Annotated in this window: 10 protein-coding genes, 1 tRNA gene and 1 pseudogene; 6 read left to right on the top strand and 6 right to left on the bottom strand. The window is 62.8% G+C overall.

Going from position 1 to position 12,954, the window contains the following annotated elements:
• Positions 1 to 97 precede the first annotated feature (97 nt).
• Positions 98 to 688: a biotin transporter BioY gene (locus EOA22_RS10130; RefSeq protein ID WP_027164125.1), complete on the bottom strand. Its 591-nt coding sequence runs from the start codon at positions 686 to 688 to the stop codon at positions 98 to 100.
• A gap of 117 nt (positions 689 to 805) precedes the next feature.
• On the opposite strand from EOA22_RS10130, the gene EOA22_RS10125 reads away from it, so the two are divergent.
• Entirely contained in the window at positions 806 to 1,714 is a 909-nt protein-coding gene (locus tag EOA22_RS10125; protein ID WP_013532737.1) for an MBL fold metallo-hydrolase, read from the top strand.
• 31 nt (positions 1,715 to 1,745) lie between these two features.
• On the opposite strand, the gene EOA22_RS10120 is transcribed toward EOA22_RS10125, so the two are convergent.
• Both EOA22_RS10120 and EOA22_RS10115 read right to left on the bottom strand, forming a co-directional pair.
• On the bottom strand, positions 1,746 to 2,531 hold the full coding sequence (locus tag EOA22_RS10120) for a DUF1499 domain-containing protein (protein WP_013532738.1): 786 nt from the start codon (positions 2,529 to 2,531) through the stop codon (positions 1,746 to 1,748).
• An 80-nt stretch (positions 2,532 to 2,611) separates the two neighbouring features.
• Positions 2,612 to 4,240 (bottom strand): fatty-acid--CoA ligase, encoded by a 1,629-nt coding sequence (locus EOA22_RS10115; RefSeq protein WP_063167687.1) that lies wholly within the window; start codon positions 4,238 to 4,240, stop codon positions 2,612 to 2,614.
• A 182-nt stretch (positions 4,241 to 4,422) separates the two neighbouring features.
• Between EOA22_RS10115 and EOA22_RS10110 the strand changes: the two genes are divergently transcribed.
• On the top strand, positions 4,423 to 4,779 hold the full coding sequence (locus EOA22_RS10110; RefSeq protein ID WP_127389950.1) for a hypothetical protein: 357 nt from the start codon (positions 4,423 to 4,425) through the stop codon (positions 4,777 to 4,779).
• A gap of 147 nt (positions 4,780 to 4,926) precedes the next feature.
• Complete coding sequence (locus EOA22_RS10105; protein ID WP_013532741.1) at positions 4,927 to 5,316, top strand: DUF427 domain-containing protein; 390 nt, start codon at positions 4,927 to 4,929, stop codon at positions 5,314 to 5,316.
• A 35-nt stretch (positions 5,317 to 5,351) separates the two neighbouring features.
• Here the strand turns inward: EOA22_RS10105 and EOA22_RS10100 are convergent, their stop codons facing one another.
• From EOA22_RS10100 to ppdK, 3 genes and pseudogenes are all read right to left on the bottom strand, one after another.
• A complete protein-coding gene (locus EOA22_RS10100) occupies positions 5,352 to 6,092 on the bottom strand; it encodes a polysaccharide deacetylase family protein (protein ID WP_013532742.1) in 741 nt (246 codons plus the stop codon).
• Positions 6,093 to 6,260: 168 nt separating this feature from the next.
• A complete protein-coding gene (locus EOA22_RS10095) occupies positions 6,261 to 7,364 on the bottom strand; it encodes a glycosyltransferase family 9 protein (RefSeq protein WP_013532743.1) in 1,104 nt (367 codons plus the stop codon).
• 118 nt (positions 7,365 to 7,482) lie between these two features.
• A pseudogene (gene ppdK / locus EOA22_RS10090) lies at positions 7,483 to 10,135 on the bottom strand (pyruvate, phosphate dikinase).
• A 222-nt stretch (positions 10,136 to 10,357) separates the two neighbouring features.
• Here ppdK and EOA22_RS10085 point away from each other — a divergent pair.
• From EOA22_RS10085 to EOA22_RS10075, 3 genes are all read left to right on the top strand, one after another.
• Positions 10,358 to 10,702, top strand: coding sequence for a VOC family protein (locus EOA22_RS10085; RefSeq protein ID WP_013532745.1), 345 nt, complete (start codon positions 10,358 to 10,360; stop codon positions 10,700 to 10,702).
• Between the two features lie 127 nt (positions 10,703 to 10,829).
• Positions 10,830 to 10,904, top strand: a tRNA-Gln gene (locus EOA22_RS10080).
• Positions 10,905 to 11,125: 221 nt separating this feature from the next.
• A partial coding sequence (locus EOA22_RS10075; RefSeq protein WP_164755351.1) for a glycosyltransferase family 25 protein occupies positions 11,126 to 12,954 on the top strand: 1,829 nt, incomplete at its 3' end.

The raw sequence follows: 12,954 nt of genomic DNA, 5'->3' as shown, positions 1-12,954 counted from the left end.
CCTAAGTGTGATTACTTGGCAGACGCCACGCTGAAATCCGCCAATCACCCCACGCCAGCCAAGGCTTGATTGCTCAAGCCGCTGGTCTGCTCGGGCTTCAGCCGCGCTTGAGCAGCGTCCAGACGGCCGGCACCAGGCTTGCCGCGAGAGCCACCTTGATCAGGTCGCCGACGATGAACGGCACGACGCCGAACTGCCACGACTTTTCCGGACCGATGAGCAGCGCCAGCCAGGCAAAGCCCATCGCCATCATGACGACTTCGCCAACCAGCATGGCGTTGAAAAGCTTGATCGGATGGCGGTCCCAGCCGCGATCCGCCGCCCAGCCGACAATGGCCGCCATGACCACGAAGCCGGCGAGATAGCCGCCGGTCGAGCCGAGCATGTAGGCAATGCCGAGACCCTTTTCAGGCGTGCTCTGGAAGACGGGGAAGCCCATGGCGCCCTCGGCCATGTAGAGCAGCAGGGTGGCGACGCCGAGACGCATGCCGAAAGCGGCGGCAATCAGCAGCACGGCCAGCGTCTGCATCGAAATGTCGACCGGCCCGAGCATCACCTTGGTCTTGGCCGACAGTGTCAGCACAAGCGTTCCGGCGATGGCCAGGAAAAGCTGCGTTGCCAGCCGCGCCGCGCCGCTTTGCGGCAGAGCCAGAGAAACAAGCGGACGCATCGTAGTTGCAATTGCCATGGTATTTCCCCAATCCGATTGCCGCTACCAGATGTTCGCGGCCTCACATCCTCCTATATTGGCTTGCGTGTTATGCGGCAATCGGTTTTGCCGTTTCCCCAAACAAGGCACCGATGCATGGCACTGAAGTTCGAGACCGGCTTCGACCCCCTCTATGGCCAGGGGGTGAGCGTCGCGCCCGATGTCCAGCGCATCACGGCCCGCAATCCAAGCCCTTTCACCTTTCACGGCACCAACAGCTACATAATTGGCCGCGATACGCTGGCGGTGATCGATCCGGGGCCGCATGACGAGGCGCATCTGCGGACCCTGCTCGAAGTGATCGCAGGCCGGCCAGTCAGCCATATCTTCGTCAGCCATACGCATCGCGACCACTCCCCGCTGGCGGCCCGGCTGAAAGAGCGCACCGGCGCCATCGTGCTGGCCGAGGGGCCGCACCGGCCGGCAAGAGCCCTGCACATCGGCGAGACCAATGCGCTCGACGCCAGTGCAGACATGGCTTTCGTTCCCGACATCGCCCTTTCCGACGGCGAGGCGGTCGATGGCGACGGCTGGTCGATCAGGACGGTTCTGACCCCGGGCCACACCGCCAATCATGCGGCATTCGCGCTGGAAGGAACCGGCATCCTGTTTTCGGCCGATCATGTCATGGCCTGGGCAACCTCCATCGTCGCCCCGCCGGATGGAGCGATGGCCGATTACATGGCCTCGCTGGACCGTCTAATCGACCGCGAGGACCGCTTGCTGCTGCCCGGACATGGCGGGCCGGTGACGGCACCGCGCGCTTTCATGCGCGGGCTGAAGACGCACCGCAAGATGCGCGAGCGAGCCATCCTGGAGCGGGTCAGAGAAGGCGACCGGACGATTCCCGACATGGTCAGGGCGATCTACAGGGATACCGATCCGCGGCTGCATGGCGCCGCCGGATTGTCGGTGCTTGCCCATCTCGAGGATCTGACGGCGCGCGGTCTGGTTGTGACCGATGCCGCACCGGCCATCGACGGCATTTTCACGCCGGCCGGATAGGCAACGCAGCCCACTGCCAAGTGCCCGTGCCTCACTCGGCCGGCGCGGCGCCAACCTGACCGGCGACTTCCTGGTCGAGCTCGGCAAGGAAATCGACAATACGCGCGGCATTGTCGCCAAGGTCGTAGCGACCGTAGCGGGACGCCGACCGCATGTCGACGATGACCGTATCGCCATCGTCCGTCACGCGGATCGCCACATCGGCGGGAAGGCCGATCACGAAGCCCTTGGCGACGGCGGTGATGGTCACCTCGCTTTGCCCGGCGAGATCAGGATAGGGTTCCGATAGATCCCAGTCGCGCCGGTCGAGTACGGTTTCGACGGCATTGACGACAGTCTCGAACGGCAGGTCGTAGCTGCGTGCGCTGACCAGCGGATAGCTATCGGTCTGCAGCCGCTGTTCCCCAGGCGTCGACGGCGCAAGCACGTTCATATCCTTCTTGCGGTCGCTCACGTCGAGCGCCGGCGGTTCGTCGAAATCCGTCGAGATGTCCCTGAGCGGCGGATAGATCGTCGCCCAGTAGGCGGCGACGCCGTAGGGTGCGAGCACCAGCAGCGCCAGCAGCGCGCCGACCGTCAGGTCGCGACCGCCGCGGTCGCCGAAATTCCAGAGCCGCGAAAAGGCAAACCCGGCAAACAACAGCGCCATCGCCGCCAGCAGCGCGACAATGCCGAGCACCCACAGAAAGACAGGTGTTTCGACGAGATCGAAGCGATGGCCGACAAAGACCGTCAGCAGCAGCACCAACGAAAAAGCGGCCGTGCGCCGCGACCATCCGGCCGCCCTCGACGTTTGCCGTTCAGGAATACTTGCCATCGATTGCCGCACCACCCCAACCCGAACGGAGACTTAGAACCTTTTTGCGATGCCATGAAGCCGAAACATGCGACATCGCGTCAATCCGTCGGCAGGCGATAATCCTTGAACTGCTGGCGCAAGGTGATCTTCTGGATCTTGCCGGTGGCGGTGTGCGGAATTTCACCGACGAAGGCGACATCGTCCGGCATCCACCATTTGGCCACCTTGCCGTCCATGAAGTCGAGAATATCAGCCTTGCTCGGTTCCTTGCCCGGTTTGCGGACGACGACCAGCAGCGGCCGTTCGCCCCATTTCGAATGGTGGACGCCGATGGCTGCCGCCTCGGCGACATCGGGGTGACCGACAGCCAGGTTCTCGAGGTCGATGGTCGAAATCCATTCGCCGCCGGACTTGATGACGTCCTTGGCACGATCGGTGATCTGCATATAGCCGCCCGCGTCGATGTGGGCGACGTCGCCGGTATCGAACCAGCCGTCCCCGTCGAACTGCTCCACGCCGGCGCCGCCATAATAGGCACGGGCAACGGCCGGCCCACGCACTTTCAGGCGGCCAAATGTCTTGCCGTCCCAGGGTTGCGCATTGTTGTCGTCGTCGGTCACCTTCATTTCGACGCCGAACGGCGGATAGCCCTGTTTCTGCTGGACATCGAGCCGGGCTTCGCCCTCAAGACCAGCATAGTCCGGCTTCAGGGTGCACAGCGTGCCGAGCGGCGACATTTCGGTCATGCCCCAGGCATGGATGACCTGGACATCGTAGTTCTGCTGAAACTTCGTCATGATCGCGCGCGGGCAGGACGAGCCGCCGATGACGACCTTATTGAGATAGGGAAGCTTCTTGCCGGTCTCCTCCAGATGCTGCAGCAGCATCATCCAGACGGTCGGCACGGCCGCACTGAAGGTCACCTTCTCGGTATCGAGCAGTTCATAGATCGAGGCGCCGTCCATCTTGCAGCCGGGCATGACCAGCTTGGCGCCGATCATCGGCCCGCTCTGGCCAAGGCCCCAGGCATTGGCGTGAAACATCGGCACGACAGGCAGGATCGTGTCGCGCGACGACAACCCCATGGCGTCGGGCATGGCGGCGATCATGGCGTGCAGCACGTTCGAACGGTGGCTGTAGACGACGCCCTTGGGATCGCCCGTGGTCCCGGAGGTGTAACACATGCCTGCGGCGGTGCTTTCGTCGAAGGTCTTCCAGGCGAAGTCGCCATCCGCCTCGTCAAGCCACTCTTCATAGGCGACCACATTGGGCAACGTCGTCTGCGGCATGTGTGCCTTGTCGGTCAGCACGATCACCTGTTTCAGCGACTTGACGGCGCCGGCGATCTTCTCGAGCAGCGGCACGAAAGTCAGGTCGACGAAGACTGCCTTGTCCTCGGCATGGTTCATGATCCAGACGATCTGCTCGGGAAACAGCCGCGGATTGAGCGTGTGGTAGATGGCGCCGATGCCCATGATGCCGTACCAGGCCTCGATGTGGCGGGCGGTGTTCCAGGCCAGCGTCGCGATGCGGTCGCCCAACCCATAGCCGTCGCGCTCCAGCCGCTGGGCGACCTTCAGGGCGCGACGATGGATGTCGGCGTAGGTGGTGCGCACGATCGGCCCTTCGATCGAGCGTGACACGATCTCGCGCATGCCATGCTGCCGCTCGGCATTGTCGATGAGCTTATGGCAAAGCAGCGGCCATTCCTGCATCAGTCCCAGCATTCGGTCCTCCCTCACGCTTTTGCGTTGTGCTTTTTGTCCCATTGTGGAGCGAACCGACGGATTGTCCAGCCGCCAATACGGCCGAGCACTGCATTGGGAACAACCGCCACAATCCGGCCATCGTCGGCGTTAAGCTTCGTTAACGGGCAAAGGGGTGCGATTGGCGACTGAAAGAGGTTCGCATGGACGCGCAGCTCGACGACAAGGCTCTCGAGAGTACGCTTGCCGAAAGTCTGGCCGATCTGGTGCCGGACACAAAGACTGTTTCCGAAGATGAATTTGTTGAAGTTGTCGGCGGCGCGCTGGAAGCGGTCGGCGGCACGTTGCTGTTCAAGATGTGCGTCCAGAACCAGGGCGAGGACCAGCACGTCGCAGCCGCGTCAGTCGGCGATGGCGGAAACCGCCAGTTCCTGCTGCTCACCTTGCCGACCGGCGGTGGTTCCCTGAAGGTCCAGACCGTATCGAGAAGCAGCAACCCGGTCGCCGGTATTGCTGCCGCCTATGCGGGTCTCATGGACGTGTTCAAGGCCGCTGCCTGACAGCTGACGACAAGTATCGAGGATATTCGGAGGCGCGATCCGGCAGTGCCGGCCTGGGCAGGTGTTTGCGTGTTGCATGGCGACGGCAGGCCTTGAACAATGCGTTTGCGCGACACATCTCAAAGTCGACGCAAGGAGAGCCGCCGCATGGATCAGATCGCCAACCCCGCACCCGGTTTCCAACGCAACCCGGACAAAATCATCACCATCGAGCCCTATGCCGGCACCGTTACCGTGCGCGCCGGAGACGTGGTCATCGCTTCAACAGCGAAGGCCAAGGTGCTGACCGAAGCTCCCTATCCGGCGGCCTTCTACATTCCGTTCGCCGACATCGATTTCGGCAAGCTTGGCCGCACCGACCACTCGACCCATTGCCCCTACAAGGGCGATGCAAGCTATTGGAGCGTGCTGCCTGCCGGCGAGACCGGCCAGAACGCCATGTGGGCCTATGAACGGCCTTTCGACGAGATGGCTGAAATCGGCAACCACGGCGCATTCTACGCCAGCAAGGTCACGATCGAAGCCAAACCGGACTGAGCCAACGCCGAAGCGGGATACGCTCGGCTGGCCACTCACTCCGTGGTGCCGTTATTGCCGATGCCCTCGGCATCGTCGAGCCGCACAAAGGTCAAGCCCTTGGCCTTGAGCGCCAGCAGCCCCTGCACCACGCCTTCGCCTGCCGCATGGGTCGGCTGGTTGATATGCGAGATAATGACGTCGCCGTCCTTGGCCGCCGCGATGCGCCGCGCGGTTTCCTTGGCGCCGAGCAAGGAGCCGCCGTCGCCGTTTATCGAGAATCCCGCGACCTTGAAGCCAAGCTTGCGGATCATGGCGATTGCCGACGGGCTGTATTCGGCGGTTGCGCCACGAAACCATTTCGGCGCCGGCTCGCCGGTCCCGGCAAGAGCGGCGGCCCCCGATTCGACCTCGGCCAGCACCGCATCCGGGCTGCCGGCGCTGCGGATGCCGTAGATTTTCCGCGGCGTGTCGACCGCCGGGATGTGGTGACCGCCGTGATTTTCCAGTTCGAACAGATCGGGATGCGCCCGCATGATCTCGACGGCGGCGGCGTTTCGCTTCAGCCAGATGCCGGTCACGAAAATGGTGGCGGGGATCTTGTTGTCCACCAGCGCCGAAAGGATCCGGCTGTCGGTCTGTCCGCCGCAGGCATCGAGCGTGAGTGCCACACGGCCGGCGCCGCTCGCCTGCGGCCTGATGTGCAGCGTCGGCTCGACGAGCGGCGCGGCATGGCCGGCGGATGCCATCGCCAACGACATGGCGATCATCCAGAGATTTTTTTGCAGCAGGCGCATCAAACCGATTTCCTGACCCGTCATTTCAAGCAGGCATCCCAAAGACCCGCATGAAGGCGGAAATCAGGATGATGCATAGCAGAAAAGCGCTCCACGCGACAATGTGACCGTGCCTGTGGCGAAGGGGTCATTCCACCGCGTCGAGAGTCGTGCATGCGACCCATGATCTCAGATGACGCATTCCAGCTGCATTTCGGTGCGCGAAAGAACCTCGCGCACCGCGTCGACCACCGGCTTGACTTCCAGGCCCCAGACGCAGCATGCCTTGCTGGGATCCGGCGCGCGGCAAAGGTCCTCGGCCATGCAGGCGCAAGGCATCGGCGGCTGGAGCGAGATGCTGGGCACGCCGACGGGACCCCAGCGCGACGGCTCCGTCAGACCGAACAGCCCGACAACCGGGGTCCCAGTGGCTGCCGCCATGTGCATCGGGCCGCTCTCATTGCCGAGAAACAGCCGGGCCTGTTTCAGCACCGCCAGCAGGCTTTCAAGCGACAGGTCACCGACGAGATTGACGACCGGCGGCGCGGTCCTGGCGACGATGCGTTCGGCGATCTCGCGCTCGTCCGGGCCGCCCACCAGGACGACGTCCAGGCCGGTCTCGCCGGCAATCTCGACGATCGCTGCTGCAAACCGCTCCGGCTGCCAACGTCGCCCCTCGAAGCTTGCACCCGCATGCACGGCGATGAAGGCATTTGGCCGCAGATGGTGTTTATCCAGGAGCGCCAATGCTTTCGCCATCTCCAATGGCAGCGGCTGAAGGTTCGGAATCACCGTGCGAAGTTCAATGCCGAGCGCTTCGAGCGGCGAGAGGTAGCGGTACAGGAAATGCTGGCCATCAAAGCCGTAGGGCTTGGCAAGGACGTTGGCGGGCTGCCGCTCCAGCATACGCAAGGGTCTTTCGGAGGGATTGTATCCGACACGGGTCTTTGCGTGGACGAGCCCGGTGAGGATGCGCGACGTCTTCGAATCGGTCAGGTCGATGGTCAGGTCGAAGCGGAAGCGGCGCAACGCCCGCACCATGGCGTAGAGCTCCTTCCCGCGCTCCAAGGGCGTGCCGCGCATGCGGTCGCGCCTGAATGCGACCACCTCGGAAGCGATACCATGGGCGATCACGAAGCTCTCGAAGCGGGCCTCGCACAGAAAGACGATGCTGGCGCCGGGGAATTCGAGCCGCAGGTTCTTGGCGAGCGCCGAGGCGAGGACGAGATCTCCTATGAACTTGGTTTGAATGACCAGGATCGAGCGGAGCGGCGCGGGAGAGATCTGCAGCATCTGTTTCCGGGAGCAATTTGCGGATGGCCGCAAATTGGGCAGGAACAATGTCGAGATTACGCGGCGCGGCCAGCACGTTCGCGTGAATTGTCTTACAAAACGGTAAGCTGGATGGATCCTATCCGCGGCCTGTTTTCGCAACCAGCACCGCTGCCTGCGCTGCCGCCAGCCTGGCGATCGGCACGCGATAGGGCGAACAGGACACGTAGTCGAGGCCGACCTCTTCGCAAAAGCGGATCGAGGCCGGATCGCCGCCATGTTCGCCGCAGATGCCGAGCTTGATGTCTGGCCGCGTCGCCTTGCCCTTTTGCGCGGCCATGCGCACCAGTGCGCCGACGCCCTCGATGTCGAGCGAGACGAACGGGTCCTGATCGATAATGCCCTTCTGGCGGTAGGTTTCCAGGAACGAGGCCGCATCGTCGCGCGAGATGCCGAAGGTCGTCTGGGTCAGGTCGTTGGTGCCGAAGGAGAAGAATTCGGCTGATTCTGCAATGACATGCGCGCGGATGGCGGCGCGGGGAAGCTCGATCATCGTGCCAGTGAGATAGTCGATCTTGACCCCGGTTTCCTCCATGACGCTCTTGGCAACCGCATCGATGCGCGCCTTGACGTAGTCGAGTTCCTTCACCAGGCCGACGAGCGGCACCATGATCTCGGGGACCACCAGGGCGCCGGCCTTCCTGCCGGCCTCCACGGCCGCCTCGAAAATGGCCCGTGCCTGCATCTCGGCGATCTCGGGGTAGGAGACGGCCAGGCGGCAGCCACGATGGCCGAGCATCGGGTTGAACTCGTGCAGTGCCTCGGTGCGCTGCCTGAGCTTGTCGGGCGACACGTTCATGGCGGCGGCGACCTCGGCGATTTCAGCCTCGGTCTTGGGGAGGAATTCGTGCAGCGGCGGATCGAGCAGTCGGATCGTCACCGGCAGGCCGGCCATGATCTCGAACAGTTCGAGGAAATCCGAGCGCTGCATGGGCAGAAGCTTGGCGAGTGCGGCGCGCCGGTCCTTTTCGGTGTCGGCCAGGATCATCTCGCGCATGGCGACGATGCGGTCGCCGTCGAAGAACATGTGCTCCGTGCGGCAAAGCCCGATGCCTTCGGCGCCGAAGGAGCGCGCCATGCGCGCATCGAGCGGTGTTTCGGCATTGGTGCGCACCTTCATGCGCCGCACCGCGTCCGCCCATTCCATGATGGCGGCAAAATCGCCTGACAGTTCAGGCTGCAGCATGGCAACCGCGCCCTTCAGCACCTGGCCGTTGCCGCCATCGATGGTGATGATGTCGCCTTTGCGGAAGGTCTGCCCCATCGAGAGCAGCGTGCCGGCCCTATAGTCGACGCGCAGCGAGCCGGCACCCGAGACGCAAGGCTTGCCCATGCCGCGCGCCACCACCGCGGCGTGGCTGGTCATGCCGCCGCGCGTGGTCAGGATGCCTTCCGCCGCATGCATGCCGTGGATGTCTTCGGGACTGGTCTCGATGCGCACTAGGATCGCCTTGCGCCCTTGTGTCTTCAAGTCCTCGGCGTCAGCTGAGGAAAAGACGATCTCGCCGGTAGCGGCACCGGGCGAGGCCGGCAGTCCGATGCCGATGACGTCGCGCGCGGCCTTGGGGTCGATGGTGGGATGCAGCAACTGGTCGAGCGAGGCCGGGTCGATACGGGCAACGGCTTCCTCTTTCGTGATGAGCCTGTCGCGCGCCATCTCGACGGCAATTTTCAGCGCCGCCTTGGCGGTGCGCTTGCCGGAGCGGGTCTGCAGCATCCACAATTTGCCGCGCTCGATGGTGAATTCGAGATCCTGCATGTCGCGGTAGTGCTTCTCCAGACTATCGGAGATGGTGACGAAGGACTGGAACGCGTCAGGCATCAGCTTCTGCAGCGACGGCTTGTCCGAGCCTGCTGCGATACGCGCCGCTTCGGTGATGTTCTGCGGCGTGCGGATGCCGGCAACGACGTCCTCGCCCTGCGCGTTCACCAGGAACTCGCCATAGAGCATCTTTTCGCCGGTCGATGGGTTGCGCGTGAAGGCAACGCCGGTGGCCGAGGTTTCGCCCATATTGCCGAACACCATGGCCTGGACGTTGACCGCCGTGCCCCAGCTTTCGGGAATATCGTGCAGGCGGCGATAGGTGATGGCGCGGTTGTTCATCCAGCTCGAGAACACGGCTGATATCGCGCCCCAGAGCTGCTCATGCGGATCCTGCGGAAACGGCCTGCCAAGCTCTTCCTCGACTTTGGCCTTGTAGAGCGCGATGACGCCCTGCCATTCGAGCGCCGTCAGTTCGGTGTCGAGCTCGTGCCCGAGCCCGCCCTTCTGGTCCTCCAGGATTTCCTCGAACACTTCGTGGTCGAGACCCATGACGACATCGGAATACATCTGGATGAAGCGGCGGTAGCTGTCATAGGCAAAGCGCGCATCGCCGGAATCGGCGGCCAGCGCCTCGACCGTCTCGTCGTTCAGGCCGAGATTGAGGACGGTGTCCCTCAGAACGCACCGACACCAGCAGCAGTTTCGACGGGTCGCCGAACCGACGACCGGTCAGCCGGCCGATGTGATCGAGCGCGACCGCGACATCGGCTTCCAACCCGGCCGGATAAATACGGCCGTTGGCGTAGTAGGCGTTGCAGACCTCCGTGGTGATGGTGAAGCCCGGCGGCACCGGCAGCCCCAGGCTGCACATCTCGGCTAGGTTGGCGCCTTTGCCGCCCAGGAGATTCTTGTCGCTTGCACGGCCCTCCGCCGCACCATCGCCAAAGGTGAAAACCCATTTGGTCATGCATCGCTCTCCGGTTGCAGGAGATTGGAAAGATTGGCGAAACGGAAAGTTCCGCCGGTCCGCCCTTGGAGCGATATGATGCTGCAGTGCGAAAGGCAAGGCGTCGGCAAAGCCGCCCGGCCACTACAATCGATTAAGCAAAGCCGTGCCTCAGGATGCGGCAAAAAGGTTTGCTATGCCGGGGATTCTGGAGTAGAACATACAGTGAACAAAGAGGTGGCTATGAAACTGTCCGGAAAACTCGACTATCTGGAAATGCCGGCTACGGGCGGAACGCTGGACCGGCTGAAGGCCTTCTACAGTTCCGCCTTTGCCTGGTCGTTCACTGACTATGGGCCGACCTATTCGGCCTTTGCCGAAGGCCTGGACGGGGGTTTTCAGGCCGACGCCGCCGAAGCGCCATCGAAGCCGCTGCCGGTGCTGTACAGCAGGGATCTGGAGGCGACCCTCGAGGCTGTCGAAAACGCCGGCGGCACGGTCGTCAAACCGATCTTCGCGTTCCCTGGCGGCCGCCGTTTCCACTTTGCCGATCCGGCCGGCAACGAGATGGCGGTGTGGTCCGAATAGCCAGCTGGTGCCGTCTGGTGGCGTTGCTTTTGCTGCCCAAACAGGCGTTCTCACCACCATTCATGGGGCATTGTGCTTTTTGGCTGCTCTGCTAATAACGCGCCGCACAAGCGACTCTGACGGCAATTGGGGCGTCGCCAAGTGGTAAGGCATCGGTTTTTGGTACCGACATTCCCAGGTTCGAATCCTGGCGCCCCAGCCATCCCGCTCAGGTCCGTTCCGGACACTTAGGACCGAGAGTACCTTTGCGATCTTCCATGAAGCCGATCGGCTAACAGTTCGATTGTGTCATAAATTCAGATGAGCCAAAGCCGTCGCGGCAAATTCAGGTCTTGCACATGATCTGGATAGTGTCGCCTTGAACATCTCCTTCTTTCCATACATAGGTCGGCCGGGTGGGTGGCGGCTCAACATGGAACTTCAATGAACCTTCCTATCTTCGCCATCAACCTCGATCGCGAGACCCAGCGCTGGAGCGAATTGCTCGCCAGCGCCGAAGCGGCAGGCCTGACCTTGCAGCGCATTGCCGCCGTCGACGGCCATGCGCTTGCCAAAGAGGCCTGGACGGAGATCGATCTGCCAGCCGCACGCAAGCTGAGCGGGCGCGACATCCTTTCCGGCGAATATGCCTGTTACCGCAGCCATATCCAGGCGCTGGAAACGTTCGTGGCCGGTGGCAGCGCCCATGGCCTGATCGTCGAGGACGACGTCCTCTTCAGCGAAGACACCATGCGGCGCATCGAGGCCGTCATCGCGGCGGTGCCGGATTTCGACGTCATCAAACTGATCAACCATCGCATCAGCTTCTTCATGCGCGCCGTCGAGACGGCGGAAGGCGACGAGATCGGTCGTGCGCTGCATGGCCCGCAAGGCTCGGCCGCCGCCTATCTGGTGACGCGGGAGGGCGCGCAGGGTCTGTTGTCGGCGCTCGCCGTCATGAAAATGCCATGGGACGTCGCGCTCGAACGCTTTTGGGATACCGGTCTGAAGGTCTATTCGGCCCGCCAAAACGTGCTTGGCTTCGCCGCCAGCAGCGAGATCTCCGGCATAGCCGGTCCCTCGGGAAGCTACAAATCCGCAAGGTTGGGGGGGCCGAGCCGGCTACGTGCCGGGGTGTTGCGGGCCAGTGACGAGCTGCGCCGCCTGCATCACGTCCTGCTGCGGCCCCCTTTGCCGCGAGATACCCTGGACTATGCCAAGGACAACGCGCCGCGCCACACCTTGCTTCTGTTGCTTGCGGCACTCGCCGTTCTCGCCATGGTTTCCGCGGTGTGGCGCGAGGCAGACACCTACCGCTATGCGGGCCTGGCGCTGGCCCTGGTCGCGGTCATCCGCTGGTTCAGGGTGGATTTGTGGACCTACAGCAAACCACTGATCGGTTGGGTCGGCTTCCTGTGTCTGGGCTGGTCGCTCTATGTCTTCATCCGACTGGCGATCGTCTATTTCGGCACCCACCAGTTGGGTGGCGCCGAAGGCATTTACATGTTTCCGCTGTTCTATGCGACGACCGGATTCGCCTTTCTGCTGTTTGTCAGGCAGCCCGCACGGCTGGTCCTCTGGTTCATGATCCTCAGTCTTGTCTTCCTGGCGGCGGACACCGCCTGTTCGAACATGTTTCAGGATATCCAACCGGCCCCGTGGCTTTTCAACAATCCCATCCACGCGTCGGTGGCGGCCGGTTTCATCTTCCTCTGCACGCTGCAATTCATGGCTTACACGGCCCAGAGAACGGACCTCGGGAAAGCAACCAAGAACCTTTATTGGGCGCTGTCGACAGCCGTCCTGCTGCTTGCCGTCGTCAATATCATCGAGATGCGGTCAAAGGGCGTGTGGCTTGCGCTTGCGCTTGCGCTGCTCCTGTTGACGGTCATGACCCTGGCGAGAGGCCATCGCCGCGAACTGTTGGTTTCGGGTGGCGTGCTGGCGATCGTGGCGGCCGGCATTGTCGCAACACACAACATCTTCTCGTCCACCGCCGGCGACACCATGACCTTCGTCAAAACCCTGGTTCCGGATGTGTTCAGGCATGGCGTCCTTCCCGCATTCGACCGCGCCATCGCGAGCGATGCGGTTCCGCTTGCAGCCAAGGAAAGGCTGATGCTGTGGGCGGATGCGATCGATATCTGGAAACGCCACCCGATCTTCGGAGCCAGTTCCAGCTGGCTGACCGAGTGGGAGAACAGAACCTATCATCCCATGATCTTAAACGTCTTCCACAATGGTTATCTGGAAATTGTCGTGCGCTATGGTGT

Source organism: Mesorhizobium sp. M7A.F.Ca.US.014.04.1.1, assembly GCF_003998745.1.
Classification (GTDB): Bacteria; Pseudomonadota; Alphaproteobacteria; order Rhizobiales; family Rhizobiaceae; genus Mesorhizobium; species Mesorhizobium ciceri.
The sequence above is the reverse complement of the archived record's forward strand: the minus strand, read 5'-3'. Positions and strand labels throughout refer to the sequence as shown.